Origin of the sequence: Streptomyces sp. NPDC058872 (assembly GCF_042743065.1) — a bacterium.
Classification (GTDB): domain Bacteria; phylum Actinomycetota; class Actinomycetes; order Streptomycetales; family Streptomycetaceae; genus Streptomyces.
Genome location: NZ_JBHYMK010000018.1, coordinates 92,177 through 114,657 on the forward strand (window position 1 = coordinate 92,177; position 22,481 = coordinate 114,657).

22 protein-coding genes are annotated in these 22,481 nt (G+C 73.4%); 13 read left to right on the forward strand and 9 right to left on the reverse strand.

The window, feature by feature from the left end; all coding sequences use genetic code 11:
- The 5 genes from ACFW22_RS14425 to ACFW22_RS14445 all read left to right on the forward strand — a co-directional run.
- Nucleotides 1-684 (forward strand): DUF4429 domain-containing protein (locus tag ACFW22_RS14425; protein WP_386403110.1); only part of this gene is annotated, 684 nt, incomplete at its 5' end.
- Nucleotides 685-868: 184 nt separating this feature from the next.
- Nucleotides 869-2,227, forward strand: a complete 1,359-nt coding sequence (locus ACFW22_RS14430; RefSeq protein ID WP_386403113.1) for a sensor histidine kinase — start codon at nucleotides 869-871, stop codon at nucleotides 2,225-2,227.
- Nucleotides 2,224-2,907 (forward strand): response regulator, encoded by a 684-nt coding sequence (locus ACFW22_RS14435; RefSeq protein WP_386403116.1) that lies wholly within the window; start codon nucleotides 2,224-2,226, stop codon nucleotides 2,905-2,907. Before ACFW22_RS14430 ends, ACFW22_RS14435 begins: the two co-directional genes overlap by 4 nt.
- A 281-nt stretch (nucleotides 2,908-3,188) precedes the next feature.
- Entirely contained in the window at nucleotides 3,189-4,169 is a 981-nt protein-coding gene (locus tag ACFW22_RS14440) for an alpha/beta hydrolase (RefSeq protein WP_386403119.1), read from the forward strand.
- Entirely contained in the window at nucleotides 4,166-5,362 is a 1,197-nt protein-coding gene (locus ACFW22_RS14445) for an acyltransferase (protein ID WP_386403122.1), read from the forward strand. Before ACFW22_RS14440 ends, ACFW22_RS14445 begins: the two co-directional genes overlap by 4 nt.
- A gap of 8 nt (nucleotides 5,363-5,370) precedes the next feature.
- On the opposite strand, the gene ACFW22_RS14450 is transcribed toward ACFW22_RS14445, so the two are convergent.
- Entirely contained in the window at nucleotides 5,371-6,393 is a 1,023-nt protein-coding gene (locus ACFW22_RS14450) for an aldo/keto reductase (RefSeq protein WP_386403125.1), read from the reverse strand.
- Nucleotides 6,390-6,809 (reverse strand): MerR family transcriptional regulator, encoded by a 420-nt coding sequence (locus ACFW22_RS14455; RefSeq protein WP_386403128.1) that lies wholly within the window; start codon nucleotides 6,807-6,809, stop codon nucleotides 6,390-6,392. The genes ACFW22_RS14450 and ACFW22_RS14455 overlap by 4 nt, the downstream gene beginning before the upstream one ends.
- Nucleotides 6,810-6,861: 52 nt before the next feature.
- On the opposite strand from ACFW22_RS14455, the gene ACFW22_RS14460 reads away from it, so the two are divergent.
- On the forward strand, nucleotides 6,862-7,692 hold the full coding sequence (locus ACFW22_RS14460) for a serine hydrolase domain-containing protein (RefSeq protein ID WP_386403131.1): 831 nt from the start codon (nucleotides 6,862-6,864) through the stop codon (nucleotides 7,690-7,692).
- Between the two features lie 10 nt (nucleotides 7,693-7,702).
- On the opposite strand, the gene ACFW22_RS14465 is transcribed toward ACFW22_RS14460, so the two are convergent.
- The 5 genes from ACFW22_RS14465 to ACFW22_RS14485 all read right to left on the reverse strand — a co-directional run bounded on the left by ACFW22_RS14465 (nucleotide 7,703) and on the right by ACFW22_RS14485 (nucleotide 13,496).
- Nucleotides 7,703-8,317, reverse strand: coding sequence for a hypothetical protein (locus tag ACFW22_RS14465; RefSeq protein ID WP_386403134.1), 615 nt, complete (start codon nucleotides 8,315-8,317; stop codon nucleotides 7,703-7,705).
- Nucleotides 8,314-9,855: an ATP-binding protein gene (locus ACFW22_RS14470; protein ID WP_386403137.1), complete on the reverse strand. Its 1,542-nt coding sequence runs from the start codon at nucleotides 9,853-9,855 to the stop codon at nucleotides 8,314-8,316. The genes ACFW22_RS14465 and ACFW22_RS14470 overlap by 4 nt, the downstream gene beginning before the upstream one ends.
- Nucleotides 9,856-9,863: 8 nt before the next feature.
- Nucleotides 9,864-10,547: a response regulator gene (locus ACFW22_RS14475; protein ID WP_386403140.1), complete on the reverse strand. Its 684-nt coding sequence runs from the start codon at nucleotides 10,545-10,547 to the stop codon at nucleotides 9,864-9,866.
- 118 nt (nucleotides 10,548-10,665) lie between these two features.
- A complete protein-coding gene (murJ, locus tag ACFW22_RS14480; RefSeq protein WP_386403143.1) occupies nucleotides 10,666-12,312 on the reverse strand; it encodes a murein biosynthesis integral membrane protein MurJ in 1,647 nt (548 codons plus the stop codon).
- Entirely contained in the window at nucleotides 12,309-13,496 is a 1,188-nt protein-coding gene (locus ACFW22_RS14485; protein ID WP_386403146.1) for a lipid II:glycine glycyltransferase FemX, read from the reverse strand. The genes murJ and ACFW22_RS14485 overlap by 4 nt, the downstream gene beginning before the upstream one ends.
- Nucleotides 13,497-13,706: 210 nt before the next feature.
- Between ACFW22_RS14485 and ACFW22_RS14490 the strand changes: the two genes are divergently transcribed.
- Nucleotides 13,707-14,933, forward strand: coding sequence for an Ig-like domain-containing protein (locus ACFW22_RS14490; RefSeq protein ID WP_386403149.1), 1,227 nt, complete (start codon nucleotides 13,707-13,709; stop codon nucleotides 14,931-14,933).
- 55 nt (nucleotides 14,934-14,988) lie between these two features.
- On the opposite strand, the gene ACFW22_RS14495 is transcribed toward ACFW22_RS14490, so the two are convergent.
- The gene (locus tag ACFW22_RS14495) at nucleotides 14,989-15,642 is read right to left on the reverse strand and encodes a pirin family protein (protein WP_386403152.1); all 654 of its coding nucleotides are present in this window, start codon (nucleotides 15,640-15,642) and stop codon (nucleotides 14,989-14,991) included.
- Between the two features lie 91 nt (nucleotides 15,643-15,733).
- On the opposite strand from ACFW22_RS14495, the gene fasR reads away from it, so the two are divergent.
- From fasR to fabF, 5 genes are all read left to right on the forward strand, one after another.
- The gene (gene fasR, locus ACFW22_RS14500; protein ID WP_384877952.1) at nucleotides 15,734-16,915 is read left to right on the forward strand and encodes a fatty acid biosynthesis transcriptional regulator FasR; all 1,182 of its coding nucleotides are present in this window, start codon (nucleotides 15,734-15,736) and stop codon (nucleotides 16,913-16,915) included.
- A gap of 89 nt (nucleotides 16,916-17,004) precedes the next feature.
- Nucleotides 17,005-17,922 carry an ACP S-malonyltransferase gene (locus ACFW22_RS14505; protein ID WP_386403156.1) on the forward strand — a complete coding sequence of 306 codons (918 nt, stop codon included), beginning with the start codon at nucleotides 17,005-17,007 and terminating at the stop codon, nucleotides 17,920-17,922.
- 18 nt (nucleotides 17,923-17,940) lie between these two features.
- A complete protein-coding gene (locus ACFW22_RS14510; RefSeq protein ID WP_386403159.1) occupies nucleotides 17,941-18,972 on the forward strand; it encodes a ketoacyl-ACP synthase III in 1,032 nt (343 codons plus the stop codon).
- Between the two features lie 58 nt (nucleotides 18,973-19,030).
- A complete protein-coding gene (locus ACFW22_RS14515; protein WP_384877961.1) occupies nucleotides 19,031-19,279 on the forward strand; it encodes an acyl carrier protein in 249 nt (82 codons plus the stop codon).
- A gap of 79 nt (nucleotides 19,280-19,358) precedes the next feature.
- On the forward strand, nucleotides 19,359-20,621 hold the full coding sequence (gene fabF / locus ACFW22_RS14520) for a beta-ketoacyl-ACP synthase II (RefSeq protein ID WP_386403162.1): 1,263 nt from the start codon (nucleotides 19,359-19,361) through the stop codon (nucleotides 20,619-20,621).
- Nucleotides 20,622-20,801: 180 nt separating this feature from the next.
- Here the strand turns inward: fabF and ACFW22_RS14525 are convergent, their stop codons facing one another.
- Nucleotides 20,802-21,296, reverse strand: coding sequence for a DUF3145 domain-containing protein (locus ACFW22_RS14525; RefSeq protein ID WP_386403165.1), 495 nt, complete (start codon nucleotides 21,294-21,296; stop codon nucleotides 20,802-20,804).
- Between the two features lie 259 nt (nucleotides 21,297-21,555).
- On the opposite strand from ACFW22_RS14525, the gene ACFW22_RS14530 reads away from it, so the two are divergent.
- Nucleotides 21,556-22,449 carry an SGNH/GDSL hydrolase family protein gene (locus ACFW22_RS14530; protein ID WP_386403168.1) on the forward strand — a complete coding sequence of 298 codons (894 nt, stop codon included), beginning with the start codon at nucleotides 21,556-21,558 and terminating at the stop codon, nucleotides 22,447-22,449.
- Nucleotides 22,450-22,481 lie beyond the last annotated feature (32 nt).

Sequence of the window (22,481 nt, forward strand, 5' to 3'; positions counted from 1 at the left end):
CGCGGGGTGGGGCGGGGGGCGCGGGGGGCGGGGCCGGGCCACCCCGGGGCGGGGCGGGGGTGCCGCCCCCCGGCCCCGCGGGGGGCCGGGGGGGGCCCCGGCGGCCACGGGTACGAGGGCCACGAGGGGTCCGCGCCGAACGGCAGCGAGGACTTCGCGCCCGTCGAGCGCTTCCTGGTGGAACCGCCGCCGGGACCGTTGTCCTTCAAGGCGTACGACGGGAAGGCGAGTTTCGACGGGGCTTCGGAGGTCGCGTTCCGCTGGTCCTCGACGGGGGCTTCCTCGGAGAAGTGGAAGGCCGGCGACCAGGTCTTCTCGGTCCAGGACCTCTGTGGGGTCGAGTGGCGCTCGCCGGACGGCCTCGACGGCCATCTGCGGCTGGTGCCCCGGGGGGGCGGGTCCCGGGAGATCCAGCCGGACCAGGACCCGGCGTCCCTCGTCTTCGGCCGCTACGGACCGGTGCACGAGTCGCTGCCCTTCGCGGCGGCGGTGCTCGGTGCGATCCGGGCCAAGGACCGGGTTCCCGTGCCGGCCGCCGCGCCCGTGGCGGCCGGGAGCACGGCGCACCGGGACCCCGGAGCCGTGGCTGAAAGGATTCGGCACCTGGGCGAGTTGCACCAGGCGGGCCTGGTGACGGATGCGGAGTTCTCCGCGAAGAAGGCGGAGCTCCTGGCGGAGCTGTGAGGGCGGCGCCGGACCGGCCCCCGGGAGTGCCTCGCCACGGGCACGGGCCGGGACCCCTCGCCCCGGCCGGACACGGGGCCTCGCCCTGTCCGGCAGGGCTGCTCGTCATACCCGGGTAGCAGATCCGACCCCGGTCCCCGGTATGACGCCGGCGCCGGACGGCGCTGCCTACCCTGAGCGGATCATGGCTATCGCACCGCGGCCCGAGCCGCCCGCCCCTCCGCCGACCGACACCCGCCGGTCCGGATCCCGCCGGTCCGAACTCCCCCGGTCGGTCGACCGGGTGCGCGCGCTGTTCCAGGACACGGGGCTGGCGCTCACCACCCCGACCGCGCCGGGGGAGCCGCTCCTCGCCGGCGCGTCCCCGCGGTGGGCACGGCTCTTGCCGTACCTGGTCGCCCTGGCCTTGACCGCCTCGCTCCTCCCCTCCACGATCGTGCTCCTCGTCCAGGACTACGGCGTCAGCGGCGCCCTCGCCGGAGCCCTCGGCACCGCCCAGACCGCGCCGCTGCTGCTGGCCGTCACCCGCCCGCTCCAGGCCTGGTGGATCGTCTTCACCGCCGACGTGTTCGGCGCGCTCGTCCTGCTCGGCTCGGACGGGCCCCGCGCGGAGTACTGGCCCTGGCCCCCGCCGCTGCTCGTCGGCTACTGCGCGCTCATGGTCGCGCTGGGGCTCCGCGAGTCCCGCCGGGCATTGTTCGGCGTGTGGCTGGCCACCGGCACCGCCGGATACGTGCTGGAGGTCTTCCGGCCCGCCGGTCAGACCAGCATCCACGCCCTGCTGCTGGTCCTGAGCGGGGTGCTGCTGCTGCTCGTTTCGGGGGTCCGCGCCCGGGGGGACGCACAGCGGCGGCTCGCGGAGCAGGAGACGATCAGCGAGGCGGAGCGGGCCCGCCGCACGCTCCTGGAGGAACGGGCCAGGATCGCGCGCGAACTGCACGACGTCGTCGCCCATCACATGTCGGTGATCACCGTGCAGGCGGACTCGGCCCCGTACCGCATCCCCGACCTCCCGGACGCGGCGCGGGAGGAGTTCGGGTCGATCGCGACGAGCGCACGCGAGTCGTTGGCCGAGATGCGTCGGCTGTTGTCCGTGCTGCGCAGCGACGGCGGGGAGGGGGAACGGGCCCCCCAGCCGGGGCTCGACCGGGTCCAGCAACTCGTCGAGGCGACCGTGCGGGCGGGGGTGCCGGCCGAGTTGCGGCTCGCCGCCGACCTCGGTGACGTGCCGCAGGCCGTGGACCTGTCGGCGTACCGGATCGTGCAGGAGGCCCTCGCCAACGTGGTGCGCCACGCGCCGGGGGCGTCGACCCGGGTGTCGATCCGCGCGGACGGGGGGTGGCTGACGGTCCTCGTCGTCAACGGCCCTTCGCTGGAGGAGGGTTCCGCCGTGGAGCGGGGTGCCCACGGCACGGGCCACGGACTCGTCGGCATGCGGGAACGCGTACGGTTGACCGGCGGCTCGCTCGACACCGGGCCGCTGCCGGACGGCGGCTTCCGGGTCGCGGCCCGGCTTCCCCTGCGCACGGAGGACACCGCGTGACCATTCGCGTGATCATCGTCGACGACCAGGCCATGGTGCGGGCCGGTTTCGCCGCGCTGCTCGCCGCGCAGCCCGACGTCGACGTGGTCGGCGAGGCGGCGGACGGACGGCAGGGCGTGGAGGTGGCGCGGTCGGCCCTCCCGGACGTGGTCCTGATGGACGTGCGGATGCCGGAGTTGGACGGGCTCGCGGCGGCCCGGGAGATCCTGCACCCCCCGGTCGCCGCCGCGCACCGGCCGAAGGTCCTGATGCTGACCACCTTCGACGTGGACGACTACGTGTACGAGGCGCTGCGCGCAGGTGCCTCCGGCTTCCTGTTGAAGGACGCGCCACCGGCCGACCTCATCGCGGCGGTACGGGTGGTGGCCGCGGGCGAGGCACTGCTCGCCCCCTCCGTCACCCGGCGGCTCATCGCCGACTTCGCCGCCGCACGGCCGGCACCGCGCCGGGACGCCACGGCACTGCGACTGAACGGGCTCACCCCGCGCGAGACGGAGGTCCTCGAACTGATCGCGCGGGGCCTGTCCAACCAGGAGATCGCGGAGGACCTGGTCCTCGCGGAACAGACCGTGAAGACCCACATCGGGCGGGTGCTCGCGAAGTTGGACCTCCGCGACCGGGCGCAGGCGGTGGTCTTCGCGTACGAGTCGGGCCTGGTGACCCCGGGCGGGAGCCGCTGACCCGGCGGGAGGCACCGGGCGGACGCCTCCCCCGGGAGGCGTCCTCGGGCGGGGCCCCGGCAGGGTCCGGCCAGGGCCTTCCGCGGCAGGAGCCGGCGGCGCTCCGTCGACCGGTCCGACCGGCGCTCCGGGGGAAACCCCCACCCCTCGCAGGGGGGTGACCGTTCCTCCACCCCCTACTGCGGTACCAGGGGGGAGTTGGCTCCCCGGTGTGACGTGTCCCCGCCCACCCCCTTCCTACCTTCTTCTCGCCGACGACGAGAGCGAGGGAGGGCGGACCGATGGGCCGCATGTCGAGGACCCTGATCACCACCGCCGTGATGGCCGGAGTGGTCGCAGGTACGGCGGGCTGGGCGTCCGGGACCGGCCAGGAGGCCGTGACCGGGGCGCCGGTCGGGACGGAGGCGTGGCGGGCCGCGGGCCTACCGGACCCGGAGCGGATGGACCCGGCCGGGGTCGCGCGCTTCTTCGCCGGGCTGAGTCCCGTACGCCGGCGGGAACTGGCGGCCACCCACCCGACGGTCGTCGGGAACCTCGACGGAGCTCCCCTCGACCTGCGGTACGCGGCCAATGCCCGTTCGGTGCACGGGGAGTTCGGTGGAGCGCGGGTCCTCGCCCACGACCCGCGCGGCCGGGGACAGGTGGTCCTGGTGTACGGGGACCTGGCGCGGGCCGAGCACGTGGCCGTGCTGGTGCCCGGGTCCGACGTCGACGCGAACCGCGTGCAGCCGCTCGCGGACATGGCGGTGGCCCTGCGCCGGGCGACCGGCGGCCGGACGGCAGTGGTCGCCTGGGCGGGGTACACGACCCCCGTGGGAGTCGGCTTGGACGCGGCCACCGATCGGCTCGCCGGGGTCGGGGCGGACCGGTTGGCCCGGTTCGCGGACGGTCTGGCCGCGGTCGGGGCCGCGGAGCCGTCCGTCTTCTGCCACAGCTACGGCTCCGTGGTCTGCGGCCTCGCCGCCCACCGGCTGAAGGCCAAGGACCTGGTGGTCTTCGGCTCGCCCGGGATGCGCGCCGAGAACGCCCCGGCGCTCGACACCTCCGCACGGGTCTGGGCGGCCAAGGCACCCACCGACTGGATCGACCGGGTGCCGAACGTCGAGTTCGCGGGGCTCGGGCACGGCACCGACCCCACCGATCCGGCGTTCGGGGCACGGGTGGTCCCGGCCGGTGACGCCCGCGGCCACGGCGGCTACTTCGCGCCCGGCACCTCCTCGCTCCGCGCCTTCGCCCGGATCGCCGAGGGGGACGTCCGGTGAGCGGGCTCCTCACGAGGATCGAATCGGCCACTCCGGCCCATCGCGACCGGGCGGTCGACGGGCTCCGGGCCCTGGCGCTCCTGGCGGTGCCGACCGGGCACTGGCTGCTCGGCGGTTTCACGCTCTCCGCCGACGGGGCCCTGCACAACGCGAGCCCGCTGAACGCCTTCGCCGCTCTCGCCCCGGTGAGTTGGGTCCTCCAGACCCTGGGGATCTTCTTCCTGGTCGGTGGCTACGCCTCGGTCCTGTCGTACCGGCGCCGAGCGGGCTCCACCCGCGCCTGGCTGGGCGGCCGGCTCGCCCGGCTGGGCCGCCCCGTGCTCGGGGTCTGCGCCGTCTGGGCGGTGCTGCTGCCCGTCCTCCACCACGGTCTCGGGGCGCCGGTGGACACGCTGCGGACGGCGTCCACCCTGGTGGTCCAGCCGCTCTGGTTCGTCGGGGTGTACGCGGTGGCCACCGCGCTCACCCCGCTGTGCGCGCGGGCGGCCCACCGGCTGGGGTGCTGGGCCGCGGCACCGCTGCTCGGTTCGGTCGCCGTCGTGGACTTCCTCCGGTACGGGCCGTACGCCGACTCCGTGCCGGGCTGGCTGGGCCTCGTGAACGTCCTGCCGGGCTGGCTCTTCGCCTATCAACTGGGCGCGTCCTGGGGCGGGGGCCGGATCGGCCGTCGCCATGCGTGGGGGCTGCTGGTCGGCGGCGCCGCGCTCTTCGCGGCCCTGCTGCTCGTCTTCGGCTACCCGGCGTCGATGGTCGGCGTGCCCGGCGAGGCCCGCACCAATTCGCACCCGCCGTCCCTGCTCGTCCTCGCCCTCGCCGCGGCCCAGAGCGGTGCGGCGGTCCTGCTCCGGGAGCGCCTGGGCCGGCTGCTGGCACGGCCCGCGCTCTGGGCTCCGGTCGTGGTGGTCAACCTGTCCGCGATGACGGTGCTGTGCTGGCACCAGACGGCGATGCTCGCCGCCGCGGTCCCCGCCTCGTACACCGGCGAGGTCGCGGGGCTGGTCGGCGCGCCGGACTCGGTCGGCTGGATCCTGGCCCGGCTGGCCTGGCTACCGGTCTTCGCCGGTGCCCTCCTCCTGATCGGCCGGTACGCGCGCGCCTTCGAGTCGCCCTGGGCGGAGACCGGGCCGGCCCGCCGAGCCCTGGCGGGGCTGCTGGCGGCCGGCTTCGCGGTCTTCGCCCTGGGGCTGGGGTGAGCGGGCGCTCACCGCTCCCGGCCCACCGATGTGGCGCCCATGTCGGGGTAGCGGTCGCCGGAGACCCGTCCGGCGACCGGCTCCAGTGCGGCGAGTTCGGCTTCGGTGAGGGTGATGCGGGTGGCGGCGGCGTTCTCCTGCAGGCGGGCGCGCCTGCGGGTGCCGGGAATGGGGACGACCGTCAGGCCGTGCACGGCGGCGCGCTGCTGCACCCAGGCGAGGGCGATCTGGGCCGGGGTCGCTCCGTGGGCGGCGGCGATCTTTCGGACCGGGTCAAGGAGGGCGGCGTTCCGCTCGGCGTTCTCGCCGGTGAAGCGGGGTTGGTGCAAGCGGTAGTCCCCGCTCGACAGCTCCTTGGTGGCGTTCACGAAGGCGCCGGTCAGAAAGCCCCGGCCGAGCGGCGAGTACGGCACGAAGGTCACGCCGAGCTCGGCGGCGGCGCCGACGGCGCTGCGTTCCACGTCCCGCGAGAAGAGGGACCACTCCGACTGGAGGGCGGCGATCGGGTGCACGGCGTGGGCCTCGCGCAGTTCGGGCCCGGTGACCTCGCTCAGCCCCAGGTGGCGGACCTTGCCCTCGCGGACGAGTTCGGCCATCGCGCCGACGGAGTCGGCCAACGGGACCTCCGGGTCACGGCGGTGCATGTAGTAGAGGTCGATGGTCTCGACGCCGAGGCGGCGCAGGCTGTCCTCGGCGGCCTTCTTGACGTACGCGGGGTCGTTGCGGATCCCCCGGTGGGCGGGGTCGTCGACGCGGCGCTCCACGCCGAACTTGGTGGCGAGGGTGACCTCGTCGCGGTGGGCGGCGAGGAAGGGGGCGAGGAACTCCTCGTTGGCGCCGTGGCCGTAGACGTCCGCGGTGTCGATCAGGGTGACGCCGACCTCCAGGGCCGCGTCGAGGGTGTCGCGGGCGGCGGTCTCGTCGGTTTCCCCGTAGAACTCGCTGATGCCCATGGCGCCGAAGCCCTGGATGCCGACCCGGGGGCCGTCCTGGCCGAGGCGGACGGTGTCGATCCTGGTCGTGCTGGTCATGAAGGGGTTCCTCCGCATGCGGTCCCGTAGTGGTTGATCTTGACGTCGAGCACGGCGAGCGCGTCCTGGAGCTCGGTGATCCGGATGAGGGCGTCCCGTCGGGTGGCTTCCAGGAGCTCCCGCCGTTCGTCCCTGGTGTGGTCGCCCTCGCGCACCAGCTCGGCGTACCTGACCATGTCGGCGACCGGCATCCCGGTCAGCCGGAGCTTGCCGACGAAGTCGAGCCAGCTCAGGTCGCGGTCGGTGAACCGACGCTGCCCCGTGTGCGAACGGTCGACGTGGGGCATCAGGCCGATCCGCTCGTACCAGCGCAGGGTGTGCGCCGAGAGGCCGGTCAGGGCGGCCACCTCGCTGATGGTGTAGGGGGCCCGGTTGGTGCCCGGTGCGCTCGTGGTCGTGCTCGCGGTCACGCTCATGGGCCCCACGCTAGGACCTTGGAGTGCACTCGAAGCAAGTAGGCTCGGCAGCATGCAGAGCAGCGTGCCGAGCCTGGCGTCGATCGAGAACTGGCCCGTCCCCACCGCGGCAGCCGCCGTCGTCCGCGCGGACGGCACCCCGGCCGGCTCCCACGGCCCCACCGGGCAGCGCTTCCCCCTGGCCTCGGTCACCAAGCCGCTCGCGGCGTACGCCGTCCTCGTCGCGTACGAGGAGGGGGCGATCGACCTCGACGAGCCGGCCGGCCCCGAGGGGGCGACCGTGCGGCACCTCCTCGCGCACACCTCGGGGCTCGCCTTCGACGAGAACCGGGTGGTGGCCGCACCGGGCACCCGGCGGATCTACTCGAACACCGGCTTCGAAGCGCTCGGCGACCACGTCGCCAAGGCGACCGACATCCCCTTCGCCGACTATCTGCACCAGGCGGTCCTGGAGCCCTTGGGAATGTCCTCGACGACCTTGGAGGGCTCGCCCGCGAAGGACGGCGTGTCGACCGTGGACGACCTGGTGCGGTTCGCCGCCGAGGTACAGGCGCCGCGGCTGCTCGACGCGCGGACCGTGCTGGACGCGATGACCGTCACCCACCCCGGTCTGACCGGCATCCTGCCGGGCTACGGGCACCAGAGGCCGAACGACTGGGGGCTCGGCTTCGAGATCCGGGACGGCAAGTCCCCGCACTGGACGGGCGCGACGTCCTCGCCGCGGACCTTCGGCCACTTCGGGCAGGCCGGCACCTTCCTGTGGATCGATCCGGACGTGGGTGCCGCCTGTGTCGCCCTGACCGACCGGCCCTTCGGCCCCTGGGCGATCGAGGCCTGGCCGCCGTTCACGGACGCGGTCCTGGCGGAGCTGCGCGCGCGCTGAACCGATCCGGTCAGATCGCGCAGTCGGTCTCCGGTAGCGTGCCGTCGATCCCCGTGACGATCACGTCGACCTCGCCGCCCCGGTCCTCGGCGTAGACGGCCGTGCAGACCAGTTGCTGGACGGCGGCCTCGGAGAGGTCCCGGACGGGGAACGGGGAACGGAGCCGGACGACCCGGCGACCCCCCGTGGTCGGCTGCCCCTTGAGCTGCTCGACGCGCGGCGGGGCGTCGAACCCCGGGATCCCCGTGGTCAGGCCCGCCGAGGCATCGGCCTCGCTGGGGCCGGCGAGCAGCACGGCAAGCACCTTGTCGGTGGCGACCGTGCTGGTCCCCCGGGCCGGGGAGGTCTCGGTCGGGCCCACGCCGCCGGTCTCCCCCGGCTCCGGTCGCGTCCGGATGACGCCGGGCGGCAGGGTCTCCTCGGGAAACGGCCGCTGGAGGTCGCGGATCACCGGAACCAGCCGTCCGTCCGGTCCGAGGAAGTAGAGCACCATCCGGAACTCGGGCGGCGGGGCGACGATGACGGTCGCGGCGCCGCCCGCCTCGACGACGTCGGTCTCCTGGATGCCGCAGGCGGCGAGCGTCACCGCACCGAGCAGGGCGGCCGCGACCGTCCGGCGCCTCACAGCGGCGTCCGCACGGTGAAGACGGCGCCGCCCGTCGGTTGGTTGGCGGCCCTCATGGTGCCGCCGTGCAACCGTACGTTCTCCAGGGTGATCGCGAGGCCGAGGCCGCTGCCCACCGAACGGGTCCTGGCCAGGTCCGCCTTGTAGAAGCGGTCGAAGACGTGCGGGAGGACGTCCGGCGGGATGCCCGGCCCCCGGTCGGCGACCTCCGTCACCAGCTCGTTCCCTTCCACGTACTGCAGGACCGTGACCGGTGCCGCGCCGTGTCGGAGGGCGTTGCCGACGAGGTTGGCGACGACGACGTCGAAGCGACGCGGGTCGAGGCGGGCCCGGACGCCCTCGGTGAGGTGCGGGAGGACCTGCTCCGGGTCCGTCCAGTGCCGGTGCTGGAGGGTCTTGCGGACGCAGTCGGCGGCGTCGACCTCGTCGAGGTGGAGTTCGGCGGCACGGGCGTCGAAGCGGGAGATCTCCATCAGGTCCTCGACGAGCACGGCGAGTTTGCCGGTCTCGGCGCTGATCAGCCGCACGGCGCGGGCGGTGTCGCTGTCGAGGGAATCGGCGTCCTCGTCCAGGAGCTCGGTGACCGCGAGCATTCCGGCCAGCGGAGTGCGCAGTTCGTGCGAGACGTCGGAGGCGAAGCGGCGGGCGCGGGCCTCGGCGCTGCGGAGCTCCGCCACGGAACGTTCCAGCTGGGCGGCGGTCTCGTTGAACGTGCGTGCCAGATCGGCGAGTTCGTCACTGCCCTTCGCGTGGATCCGGGTGTCGAGCCGACCGCGCCCCATGCTCTGGGCGGCGCGCCGCAGTTCCCGTACCGGGCGGAGCACTCCGCGCGAGGCGACGAGGGCGGGGATCAGGGCGATGGCCAGGGCCGGGAGGGCTCCGTCCCGGGCGGCGCTGACCATGGCCTCGATGTTCGCCTCCTCCTCGTCGAGCTCCATCACGGCGTACAGCACGAGTCCGGTGGGTTGGGCCGTGCCTCGGGTCGCGTGCGTCCGGAAGACGGCGGGGACGGCGATCGTCAGGTACGGGGTGCCGCCCTTCACGACGCGCTGGAAGCTGCCGTGCGGACGGGTCGAACCCGCCTGCGCGCGGGCGCGCAGTTCGGGGGTGATGACGGTGGACGTGGGGCGGTCGGTGGAGGAGATGCGGACGGAGCCGTACTCCGCGTAGACCCGCCAGGGGCGCGGCTTGCCCTGGCGGGCGATGGCGAGGAGGTTGCTCCGGAGGGAGTCGGGGACGACCGGAAGGTCGATGGAGAGCGCGTCGACCTGGCCCCGGAAGGCGGAGACGGCGGTGTCCTGGGTCTGTTCCAGGATCGCGTTGCGGGCGGCGCGGTAGGTCAGCGCGGCGGTGGTGCCGCAGCCGACGGCGGCGACGAGCAGGAAGGCGAGGACGAGCCGGGTCCGCAGGCCGAAGGGGCGCAGCCGGGGGCCGCGGGCCCGGCGACGGCCCCGCGGGGCGTCCGGGGCCGCGAGGCGTTCCCGGCCCGGTGGCGTCCCGGGCTCCGCCTCCGCCCGGGTGGTCGGTTCCGGGCTCACGCAGGCCTTCACAGCGGGCCGAAGCGGTAGCCGAAGCCCCGCAGGGTCTGGATGTAGCGGGGGGCGCCCGAAGCGTCCTCGATCTTGTTCCGCAGCCGGCGGACGCAGGCGTCGACCAGTCGGGCGTCCCCGTGGTAGCTGTGCTCCCAGACGTGTTCGAGGAGTTGCTGCCGGCTGAAGACCTGCTCGGGGGCGGCCGTGAGGTGGAGCAGCAGCTTCAGCTCGGACGGCGCGAGGGCGAGGCGCTCGCCGGCCTTCGCCACCGTGAGGCCGACCCGGTCGATCGCGAGCTCCCCGTGGAACTCGACGGCGGGACGGCCGGTCCCGACGTCTTCGATGCGGCGCAGCACGGCCCGTATCCGGGCTTCGATGACCTCGGTGCGGGCGGGCTTCACGATGTAGTCGTCGGCGCCGGCCTCCAGCCCGACGACGACGTCGAAGTCATCGCCCCGGGCGGTCAACATGATGATCGGCAGCTGGCTGGTCTCCCGGACCTGCCGGCAGACCTGGACGCCGTTCATGCCGGGCAGCATGAGGTCGAGCAGGAGCAGGTCGGGCCGGAACGCTCCGAGCGCGGCGAGCCCCGCCTCGCCGGTGGGTGCGGTCCGGACCTCGTGGCCGCGCCGTCGGAGGCCGAGTTCGACGCCCTCGCGGACGGAGGGGTCGTCTTCGATGAGGAGCAGACGGGGCATGTGTGGAGTATCCCAAGGTCGTTTTCGTCCCCGGTCGGGGAGGTCACCGGTCGCATCGGGGCCTTGAGCGGCGGGGCGGCTCGGAAGGCCCCCGCCGGACGGGAGTGCGGAGGCGTCGTCAGGTGCGGCGCACCGGGATGCGCAGCCGGCTCGCCGTGGAGGCGAGGAGGGTTTCCACCTCGGCCAGGCGCAGGGGGCGGGCGAGCAGGGCGAAGACCGCGAGGATCGTGAGGGCTCCGGCGGGGCCGGTGACGAGCGGGCCCGCCGCCTCCGTCGCGTCGACGACGAACAGGCCGTAGCCGGCCGCCGGCACCGCCGCGACCAGGAGCCGTCCGAGGGCCGCAGCGCTGCCGGCCCCGTCCCGTGGCCGTTCCGGCGTCGTCTCCGGGCCGCCCCGCAGCCGGCGCCGCAGCGCGTGTGCCGTGACCGCCCACCCCGCCCAGAGCGCGAGGGAGTAGGCCGCCGCCATGCCGGTGACCGCCCAGCGGATCGGGAGGACGTGGTACGCGGTCAGGGAGAGCCCTGCGTTGAGGGCGGCGATGACCAGGTTGAGGAGGAAGGGGGTGCGGGTGTCGCGCAGGGCGTAGAAGGCGCGGGTGCACACGTACTGGCCGGAGAGGGCGATCAGGCCGGGGGCGAAGGCCATCAGGGTCCAGGACATCGCGCGGATGTCGTCGCTGGTGGTCGCCCCGTGCCGGAAGACCAGCGTCATCAGCGGCGGGGCGAGCGCGAGGAGCGCACAGGCGGCGGGGACGACGGCCGCGGAGCTGGTCCGCAGGGCGTAGGAGACGTCCCGCCGGACGCCCGTCAGGTCGCCGTCGGCGGCGGTGGCGCTCATCCGGGGCAGCAGCGCGGTGACGAGGGAGACCGTGATGATGCCGTGCGGGACGGTCCACAGCAGATAGGCGTTGTTGTAGGCGGTGATGCCCCCGCCGCTGACCGTCGTGCCCGCGGAGGTGGCGAGCCAGGTGGTCACCCAGTACGCGCCCTGGTTGGTGAGGACGAGCAGCACCAGCCAGCCGGCCGAGCGCAGCGGGGTGGCGAGGCCGCTGCCGCGCCAGTCGAACCGGGGCCGCCAGCGGAAGCCGGCGGCACGCAGCGCGGGCAGGAGGGCGAGGGCCTGGAGCACGATGCCGGCGGTGGTGCCCCAGCCGAGCAGCGCCGTCTCGCCGGGGGTGGGTTCGCCGCCGCCCCCCACGACCAGGAACAGGCCGAAGACGGCGACGACGACCACGTTGTTGAGCACCGGGGCCCACATCATCGCGCCGAACCGACCGCGGGCGTTGAGGACTTGTCCGAGGAGGGTGAAGAGGCCGAGGAAGAGGATCTGCGGGAGGCAGGCGCGGGCGAAGGCGATGGTCAGGTCCCGCTGGCCGCCGACGTAGTCGGTGTACGTGTCGACGATGAGCGGGGCCGCCAGCACCGCGACGGCCGTGAGCGCGGCGAGGGCGAGCGCGCAGAGGGTGAGGAGCCGGTCGGTGTAGGCGACGCCGCCGTCCTCGTGCTCCTTGGCGGCCTTGACCAGTTCGGGGACGAAGACTGCGTTGAGGGCGCCGCCGAGCAGCAGCATGTAGACGATGGTGGGGACGGAGTTGCCGACCGCGTAGCCGTCGGCGACCAGGCCCGCGCCGAGCGCGGCGGCGACGACGGAGGCGCGGAGGAAGCCGGTGGCGCGTGAGACCAGCGACCCGGCGGCCATGACGGCACCGCTGCGGAGGGCTGACGCGGCCTTCGGCCGGGGGCGTTCGGTGAGCGTGGTCGTCATCGACGGGCCAGATAGGCGTGGAAGGCGCGGTAGAGCGCATGGTTGGTCGTGCCGTGCATCGGTATCTCCCACTCCCCCAGCGTTTCGACGACCCGGCCGCCGGTGCCGAGCTTCCAGCGGAGGAGGCCGTGGGCACGGTCGTTCGGATCAAGGGTGGAGGGTATCCCGCGCAGGTCGTAGACGGCGGCGCCGAGGGCGTGGGCGTCGAGCAGCATGCGCCACTGGAGGGCGTTGGAGGGCCGCACCTCCCGGCGGTGGTCGGCGGAGGCCCCGGTCTGGTACCAGACCCGACCCCCCACGGTGACCATGGTGTGCGCGGCGAGGACCTCGCCCTCGTGGCGGGCGAGGTAGAGCTTCATGCGGCCCGGGTGCTCGGCGTTGAGGACGGCGTACTGGCGCTCGTAGTACGCGAGGGAGCGGCCGAGCCGGAAGCCGTCGCGTTCCTCGGTGATGCGGAGCAGCCGGTAGAACTCCGGAAGGTCGGCTGCGGAGCCGACGACGACCTCGACGCCGGACTTCCGCGCCTTGCGGACGTTGCGCCGCCATTCCTGGTTGAGGCCGGACCACAGGTCGTCGGTGTCGCGACCGGCGAGCGGGACCTGGAAGACGTGCCGGGGTTGGGCGTCGGCGCCGTCCTCGGAGTCGCCGCCGCAGCGGCGCCAGCCGCGGGCCCGCAGCCGTTCGGCGACGGCGGTGCCCAGCGGGTCGACCTCGTCGGCCAGGACGTCGGAGAGCCGGCGGCCGGGCCCGGTGGCGGCCTTCACCGTGGCGGCGCTCCAGTGCCGGTGGGCCGGCCCCGGGCCGATGCGGACCGCGAAGGCGCCGCAGGCGCGCAGGTGGCCGAGGAGCGGAGAGAGCCAGCCGTCCAGGTCGGGGTCGGCCCAGTCGGCGACGGGACCTTCGGGCAGGTAGGCGAAGTACTTCCGGGTGCCGGGGAAGGGGCGGAGCAGGACGAGTGCGACGCCCGCCAGATCGGCCCCTTCCCTTCCCCAACCGATGAGTTGGTGGCTCCAGCCGTCCTTCACCCTTGCCCAGGAGGGGAGTTGGAGGAAGCTCGGCCCGTCCGCGCCGAAACGGGAGTCGAGGAACGCGCGGTAGGCCTCGGGGGTCACGGGCCCGAGCCTGACCGATCCCGCGGGGGCACGGCGGTCGGTGGGTGCGGCCGTCACGAGCAGGGCTGACACAACGGGGAGCCTCCTTGTTCCGCCCCTCGGTGGTGGGGCGCACAGCAGGCTCACAGCCGAATTCGACCGGTGCGCGCGGTGATTGTGACAGGACGGTGACCGTTCTGCCGCAGCCTTCGTCACACGGGCTCCCGGCGCCCCGCGGAGGGGTGACGGCGTCCTACAGTCCAGGACATCCCACCTCTTTCCTCACCACTGCGGAGGTCTTCCGTGCTGCCGATACGCACCTCGCCCCCGGCCCGGGCGTCCTTGCCGAAGGGGCGGCGCCTGCCGGGGCGTGCGTCCCGTCCCGCCCTCGCGGCCGTGGCGCTGGCCGTGTCCCTCACCGCCTGCTCGGCGCAGGCGGCGGACGGGAACCCGGCCGGTGCGCGGCCCGGGGCCGCGGAGGCGCCCCCGGCGAAGGTGGCGGTCGCGGCGAAGAGCGCCGGCAGCCCGGTGATCGTGACCGCCTCCGGCGGCACGCTCACGAAGGTGCGGGTCGTCGACGCCGAGGGCGGAACCCTCAAGGGCCGTACGGGGGCGGGCGGGACGAGCTGGACGTCGGACCGCAAGGCGCTGCCGGGCACCACCTACACCGTCGAGGCGACGTCCCGCACCGCCGACGGCAAGGAGTCGACCGCCCGGTCCTCCTTCACCACCCCGGCGCCCGAGAAGGTCAACAAGCTGACCCTGGCCCCCGGCAAGAACACCACCGTGGGCATCGGGCACCCGCTCTCCATCGTCTTCGACCTCCCGGTGACGCGGAAGGCGGACGTCGAGAAGCAGCTGAAGGTGCACACCTCGAACGGCACCGAGGGGTCCTGGGGCTGGGTCAAGGACCACTCGGGGCGGGACCGGGTGGACTGGCGGCCCGAGGAGTACTGGAAGCCGGGCACCGAGGTCACCCTCGAAGCGGACCTCAACGGCACCGACTCGGGCAGCGGATGGTTCGTGCGGGACTACCGCACCGGCTTCGCCGTCGGCGCGGCGCAGGTCGTGAAGGTCGACCTCGACGCGCACCGGCTGGTGCTGGAGCGGGACGGGAAGGCGGTCCGCACCATCCCGGTCTCCGGCGGCACTCCGGGGGGCGACAAGCGGTCCTGGCGGGGGACGGCCGTGCTGATGGCCAAGGAGGGCACCATCAACATGAATTCCGAGACGGTCGGGCTCGGCGACGCCTACGACAAGATGGTCGACTACTCGATGCGGCTCACCTGGTCCGGGATGTACGCGCACGCGGCGCCGTGGAACGCCGCGTACTTCGGCAAGGCCAACCGGAGTTCCGGCTGCATCGGCATGAGCAACGAGGACGCGGCGGACTTCTACGCCGCGGTGCACGTCGGTGACCCCTTCGAGATCAAGGGCCGCGAGACGAAGGGCGAGGTGGCGGAGGGGAACGGCTACGGGGCCTGGAACATCAGCTGGGAGGACTGGAAGGCGAAGAGCGCCCTGCGCTGACGCGTCGCCGGCCGCCGCGTCGCGGCCTCCCGGCACGGCGTCCGCGGGGCGGTGGTCAGGGGGCGCGCATCTCCCACACCAGCACCTCCGCGTCGGCGGTCGCGCACAGCTCCGGCGCCTCCGCACCGGTGAGGCGGGCCGCGTCGCCCGGGCCCAACTCCTCGCCGTCCAGCCGCACGGTCCCCCGCACCACGTGCACATAGGCGAAGTCGGCCGCCGGGACCGCGATGCGCTCCCCCGCACCGGGCCGGTGCGCGTGCAGGACCGCGCCCGCCCCGGGCAGGCGGTACGTCGCCCCGAGCTCCCGCACCACCTCGTAGGAGGGCTCCCCGCCCGGCCGGAGCGGGGCGAGCCACATCTGGACGAAGACGAGCGGCGTCCCGGCGTCATTGCGCTCCACGTGGCGCACGCCGCCCGCCGAGCTGAGCCGCTGGAGGTCGCCGGGCCGGACGACGGTCTCGTGGCCGGTGCTGTCCCGGTGGGTGAGCTCGCCCTCGACGACCCAGGTCACGATTTCGGTGTGGCTGTGCGGGTGCTCGTCGAAGCCGGCCCCGGGCGCGAGCCGCTCCTCGTTGCAGGCGAGGAGCGCGCCGAAGCGGAGGTTGTCGGGGTCGTAGTGCGGGCCGAAGGACAGGGCGTGCCGGGTCTCGATCCCGGCCGCCGGGTCGCCCCCGGGGTAGCGCTCGCCGGCGCGCTGGATGCGGATCACGGGGGCCACCGTAGTCCCCCGCCGCGGCCCCGTCGGGGCGAAACCGCCCCGGCCCCGCACGCCGGCGTCCGGATAAGGCAGTCTTGTCCCCGTGCCTGAACCCGTGAACGCCGCTCATCCGCACGCCGCGACCCTGAAGCGCCTCGAACAGTCCTCCGGACGGCTCGCCGCCGGCGCCATCGCCCGCATGGACGAGACGCTGCCGTGGTACCGCGCGATGCCGCCCGAGAACCGGTCGTGGATCGGCCTGGTCGCGCAGGCCGGCATCGCCGCGTTCACCGAGTGGTTCCGGCACCCCGAGACCCCGCAGGCGATCTCCACGGACGTCTTCGGCACCGCGCCCCGCGAACTGACCCGCGCGATCACCCTGCGCCAGACCGTGGAGATGGTCCGCACCACGATCGAGGTCATGGAGTCGGCGATCGAAGAGGTCGCGGCCCCCGGCGACGAGTCCGTGCTGCGCGAGGCGCTCCTCGTGTACGCGCGGGAGATCGCGTTCGCCACCGCGCAGGTGTACGCGCAGGCCGCCGAGGCCCGGGGCGCCTGGGACGCGCGCCTGGAGTCACTGGTGGTGAACGCGGTGCTCTCCGGCGAGGCCGACGAGGGCGCCGTCTCCCGGGCTGCGGCCCTCGGCTGGAACTCCCCGGACCACGTGTGCGTGGTCCTCGGCACGGCTCCCGACGGGGACAGCGAGCTGACCGTGGAAGCGATCCGCCGCGCCGCCCGGCACGCCAAGCTGCAGGTCCTCACCGGTGTCCTCGGCAACCGGCTCGTCGTCATCGCGGGCGGCAACGACAACCCCCTCGCCGTGGCGAAGGCCCTGATCGGGCCGTATGCGCAGGGGCCGGTCGTGGCCGGCCCGGTCGTCCCGGACCTGCTCGCCGCAACGCGTTCCGCGCAGGCCGCCGCGGCCGGCCTCAAGGCGTGCTCGGCCTGGCAGGACGCGCCCCGCCCGGTCCTGGCGGACGATCTCCTCCCGGAGCGCGCCATCGCATCCGACCCTTCGGCACGCGAGCAGTTGGTGGAGGAGATCTACAGACCGCTGGAGGAGGCCGGGTCGGCGCTGCTCGAAACTCTCAGTGTCTACCTGGAGCAGGCGAGCAGCCTGGAAGGCGCGGCCCGGATGCTCTTCGTCCACCCGAACACCGTGCGCTACCGGCTTCGACGTGTGACCGACGTCACCGGCTGGTCACCCTCCGACGTGCGCTCCGCCTTCACTCTGCGGATCGCCCTCATCCTGGGACGCTTGGCCGACGGAGATTCGCAGTCCTAGACTTTTGTCGAACACCAACAATTCCCCCGACGGTTCTTCGTCCTTGTCCCCACGGGCGCTCGAAGCCGTCCCCAAGAGAGAGTGTGAGGGTGCTCGTACTCGTCGCTCCCGGCCAAGGCGCCCAGACGCCCGGCTTCCTGACCCCCTGGCTCGAACTCCCCGGCGCCGCCGACCGCATCGCGGCCTGGTCCGACGCGATCGGGCTCGACCTCGCCCACTACGGCACGAAGGCGGACGCGGACGAGATCCGTGACACCGCCGTGGCCCAGCCGCTCCTCGTCGCCGCCGGACTGCTGTCCGCCGCTGCGCTCGACGCCGGTGCGCCCGGCGTCGTCGCCGGTCACAGCGTCGGCGAGTTCACCGCCGCCGCATTCGCGGGCGTCCTCGATGACACTGCGGCGCTGCGACTCGTCCGTACCCGCGGACTCGCGATGGCCGAGGCCGCCGCGATCACCGCGACGGGCATGTCGGCACTGCTCGGCGGCGACCCCGAGGTGACCATCCCGCACCTGGAGAAGCTCGGTCTGACCCCCGCGAACGTGAACGGCGCCGGCCAGATCGTGGCCGCCGGCACCCTGGAGCAGCTGGCCGCCCTGGAGGCGGACAAGCCCGAGGGCGTCCGTCGGGTCGTCGCGCTCAAGGTCGCCGGCGCCTTCCACACGCACCACATGGCCCCGGCCGTGGCGAAGCTGGAGGAGGCGGCGAAGCAGCTGTCCCCGGCAGCCCCGACCACCCGCTACGTCTCCAACAGGGACGGGCAGGTCGTCACCGACGGCGCCGAGGTCGTGGCCCGCCTGGTCGGTCAGGTCGCCAACCCGGTCCGCTGGGACCTGTGCATGGAGACCTTCAAGGAGCTCGGCGCGACCGCGCTCGTCGAGGTCTGCCCGGGCGGCACCCTGACGGGCCTCGCCAAGCGCGCCCTGCCGGGTGTGGCCACGGTCGCCCTGAAGACTCCCGACGACCTCGACGCGGCCCGTGCGCTCGTCGCCGAGCACGCGGCCGCCTGAGAAGGAGTGTCGAGAAGCATGTCGAAGATCAAGCCCAGCAAGGGCGCCCCGTACGCGCGGATCCTGGGGGTCGGCGGCTACCGTCCCACCCGGGTCGTGCCGAACGAGGTGATCCTCGAGAAGATCGACTCCTCCGACGAGTGGATCCGCTCGCGCTCCGGCATCGCCACCCGCCACTGGGCCTCCCCGGAGGAGACGGTCGCCGCCATGTCGGTGGAGGCGTCGGGCAAGGCCATCGCCGACGCCGGGATCACCCCCGCGCAGATCGGTGCCGTGATCGTCTCGACGGTCTCGCACTTCAAGCAGACCCCTGCCGTCGCCACCGAGATCGCCGACAAGATCGGCGCCGGGAAGCCGGCCGCCTTCGACATCTCCGCGGGCTGCGCGGGCTTCGGCTACGGCCTGACGCTCGCCAAGGGCATGATCGTCGAGGGTTCTGCGGAGTACGTGCTCGTCATCGGTGTCGAGCGGCTCAGCGACCTGACGGACCTGGAGGACCGCGCGACGGCCTTCCTGTTCGGCGACGGCGCAGGCGCCGTGGTCGTCGGCCCCTCCGCGGAGCCGCACATCGGCCCCACCGTCTGGGGTTCCGAAGGCGACAAGTCCGAGACGATCAAGCAGACCGTGCCGTGGAACGACTTCCGCGTCGGCGACGTCTCGCAGCTCCCGGTCAACGAGCACGGCGAACTGAAGTTCCCGGCCATCACGCAGGAGGGCCAGGCGGTGTTCCGCTGGGCCGTCTTCGAGATGGCGAAGGTCGCCCAGCAGGCGCTGGACGCCGCCGGCATCACGGCGGACGACCTGGACGTCTTCATCCCGCACCAGGCCAACATGCGGATCATCGACTCGATGGTGAAGACCCTGAAGCTGCCGGAGCACGTCACGGTCGCCCGCGACGTGGAAACCACCGGCAACACCTCGGCCGCCTCGATCCCGCTCGCCATGGAGCGGCTCTTGGCGACCGGGAAGGCGAAGAGCGGCGACACCGCGCTCGTCATCGGCTTCGGGGCGGGTCTCGTCTACGCCGCGACGGTCGTTACCCTCCCCTAGGCACACCGGATCCCCCGGAAGCCCCCGTACCGAAGTAACCGCAAGAAGGAGCGCCACTATGGCTCACACCCAGGACGAGATCGTCAAGGGCCTCGCCGAGATCGTCAACGAGATCGCCGGCATCCCGGTCGAGGACGTCCAGCTGGACAAGTCCTTCACCGACGACCTGGACGTCGACTCCCTGTCCATGGTCGAGGTCGTCGTCGCCGCCGAAGAGCGCTTCGACGTCAAGATCCCGGACGAGGACGTCAAGAACCTCAAGACCGTGGGCGACGCTGCCGACTACATCCTGAAGCACCAGGGCTGATTCAGCCCTCGCTGACTCGGTACGCCACCCGGCGGTGGCGCCGTACTTCGACCATCACACACGTGGAGAAAGAATTCCTGTGAGCTCGACCAATCGCACCGTGGTCGTCACCGGTCTCGGCGCAACCACACCGCTGGGTGGCGATTCCGCATCGACCTGGGAAGGTCTGATCGCGGGACGTTCCGGCGTCAAGCCCCTGGAGGGCGAGCGCTTCGCCGAACTGCCCGTCCAGATCGCGGCGACCGCCGCGGTCGACCCGGGCGACGTCCTGCCCCGCCCGCTCGCCCGCAGGCTGGACCGTTCGGCGCAGTTCGCGCTGATCGCAGCTCGCGAGGCCTGGGCCGACGCGGGCTACACCGGCCCGGCCGGCGAGGACGAGAAGATCGTGCCCGAGCGGCTCGGCTCCGTCATCGCCTCCGGCATCGGCGGTGTCACCACGCTGCTCGACCAGTACGACGTGCTGAAGGAGAAGGGCGTACGCCGCGTCTCCCCGCACACCGTTCCCATGCTGATGCCCAACGGCCCCTCCGCGAACGTGGGTCTGGAGGTGAACGCCCGGGCGGGCGTCCACACCCCCGTCTCCGCCTGCGCATCGGGGGCCGAAGCGATCGGCTACGCCGTCGAGATGATCCGCACCGGCCGTGCCGACGTGGTCGTCGCCGGCGGCACCGAGGCCGCGATCCACCCGCTGCCCATCGCCGCCTTCGCCAACATGATGGCGATGTCCAAGAACAACGACGAGCCGACGAAGGCCTCGCGCCCGTACGACACCGAGCGCGACGGCTTCGTGCTCGGCGAGGGTGCCGGCGTCGTGATCCTGGAGTCCGAGGAGCACGCGAAGGCCCGTGGCGCCCGCATCTACTGCGAGGTGCTCGGCCAGGGCCTGTCGGCCGACAGCCACCACATCGCGCAGCCCGAGCCGACCGGCCGGGGCATCGCCGCCGCGATGCAGAACCTGCTGGACTCCACGGACCTCAAGCCGTCCGAGGTGGTCCACCTCAATGCGCACGCCACGTCGACGCCGCAGGGCGACGTCGCCGAGATCAAGGCGCTGCGGAAGGTCCTGGGCGACGACCTGGACCACGTCGCGATCTCCGCGACGAAGTCGATGACCGGTCACCTCCTCGGTGGCGCGGGCGGCATCGAGACCGTCGCGACGGTCCTGGCGCTCCACCACCGCCTGGCCCCGCCGACGATCAACGTCGACGACCTGGACCCCGAGGTCGAGGCCGACATCGTCCGCGACGGGCCCCGCGAGCTGCCGCAGGGCACGATCGCCGCGATCAACAACAGCTTCGGCTTCGGCGGCCACAACGTGGTCCTGGCGTTCCGCACGGTGTGACGCCCGGCTGATCGCGAAGGCCCGCCCCCGGTTCGGGGGCGGGCCTTTCCCGTGGGTTCGGCGCACGGCCCCCGTCGGCGGCACCGGAGGCGACAGCCGCCGTGCCGGCATGCGTGATCGCTCTCCCGTCCGGTGCGCGGGGCGCACCGGCGCGGGTCCACCGCGCTTCGCCGGGAAGCCTCAGACGACCTGGTGCAGCCAGCGCACGGGGGCGCCCTCGCCGGCGTACCTGAAGGGCTCCAGCTCGTCGTCCCAGGGCTTCCCGAGCAGCTTGGTGATCTCCGCCTCCAGTTGGGTCTCGCCCTGTGCCGAGCGCGCCAAGGCGGCCCGGAGGCGGTCCTCCGGGATCAGGATGTCCCCGTGCATCCCGGTGACGGCATGGAAGATGCCCAGGTCGGGAGTGGCGCTGTAGCGCTCGCCCTCGGCGGTGGGGCAGGGCTCCGCGGTCACCTCGAAGCGGAGCATCTGCCAGCCGCGGAGCGCGGAGGCGAGTGTGGAGGCGGTGCCGGTCTGCCCCTTCCAGGAGAGCTCGGCTCTCCAGGTGCCGGGGCACGCGGGTTGGCGGATCCAGTCGAGCTGGACCCGCGCACCGAGGACACCCGCGACCGCCCATTCGACGTGCGGGCACAGCGCGCGCGGTGCGGAATGAACGTACAGGACTCCACGTGTCGTCACCGGGACCTCCAGTGTGGGACGAGGTTCGCCTTTTCCCAGCGGCCTCAGTAAACAGCATCAGGAGCAGAACGTCGCAAACCATCAAAAAGCGGACAGCATGTGACGTGATGTAATTTACCGGAACCGGTTGGCAAAGGCGCCTCTGGTTCGACGGGGAAAAGCTACCGTGCCGCACCGTCATCGGGATGACGTACGGTCGCTCCGGGGGCGGGTGGACACGAAGCTTTCACTCGCCAGGACGTCGAAGGAGGGGCCGGGGATGCGCGGTCGACACCGCTTCCGCACCGCCGTCGCCACGGCGGCACTGCTGTGCGGCGGAACGCTCTCCGGTTGCACCTCCGACACTCCGGAGGCGGCGGCTCCCGGCGCCGGATCCGCACCGGGTCCGGCACCGAGTCCGAGCCCGACGTCGCGGTGGGACGTCTCCCCCGCCTCCGTCGCGGCCGTCGGGGACTCGATGACCCGCGCCTTCGACGCCTGCTCGGTCCTGTCGGACTGCCCCGAGGCCTCGTGGGCCACCGGGACGGACACCGCCGTCAACAGTCTGGCGATGCGGCTGCTGGGCCCGGAGAAGGCGGCCACCCACAGCTGGAACCTGGCCAGGACGGGGGCGCGGATGGCGGAGCTCCCGGAGCAGATGGCCGGGGCCGCGGCCGAGGATCCCGCCCTGGTGACCGTGACGATGGGGGCGAACGACGCCTGTCGGGCCACCCCTGACCTCATGACCCCGGTCGAGGACTTCCGCGCCTCCTTCGAAGCGGCGCTCGCACGGCTGTGGGCCGGCGCGCCGCAGGCACAGGTGTACGTGGCGAGCGTGCCGGACCTCAAGCACCTGTGGTCGACGGGGCGACTGAGCCCCATGGGGCTCAAGGTGTGGAAGCTGGGAATCTGCGGTGCGATGCTGACGGACGCGGAGGACCTGGGGCCGGCCGCGGAGCGGCGGCGTTCGGCGGTGCGGGACCGGGTGGTGGCGTACAACGGGGCCCTGGCGGAGGTCTGCGCCGGGGACGCGCGCTGCCGGTACGACGACGGGGCGGTGTTCTCCTTCCGTTTCGACGGCAGCCAGTTGAGCCCCTGGGACTGGTTCCACCCGAGCAAGGACGGGCAGGCGCGCCTCGCCGAGCTGGCGTACCGGCGGATCACCGAGGAGTGAGGGCCCCGGGGCGGTCGTCGGGTTCCGCCCCG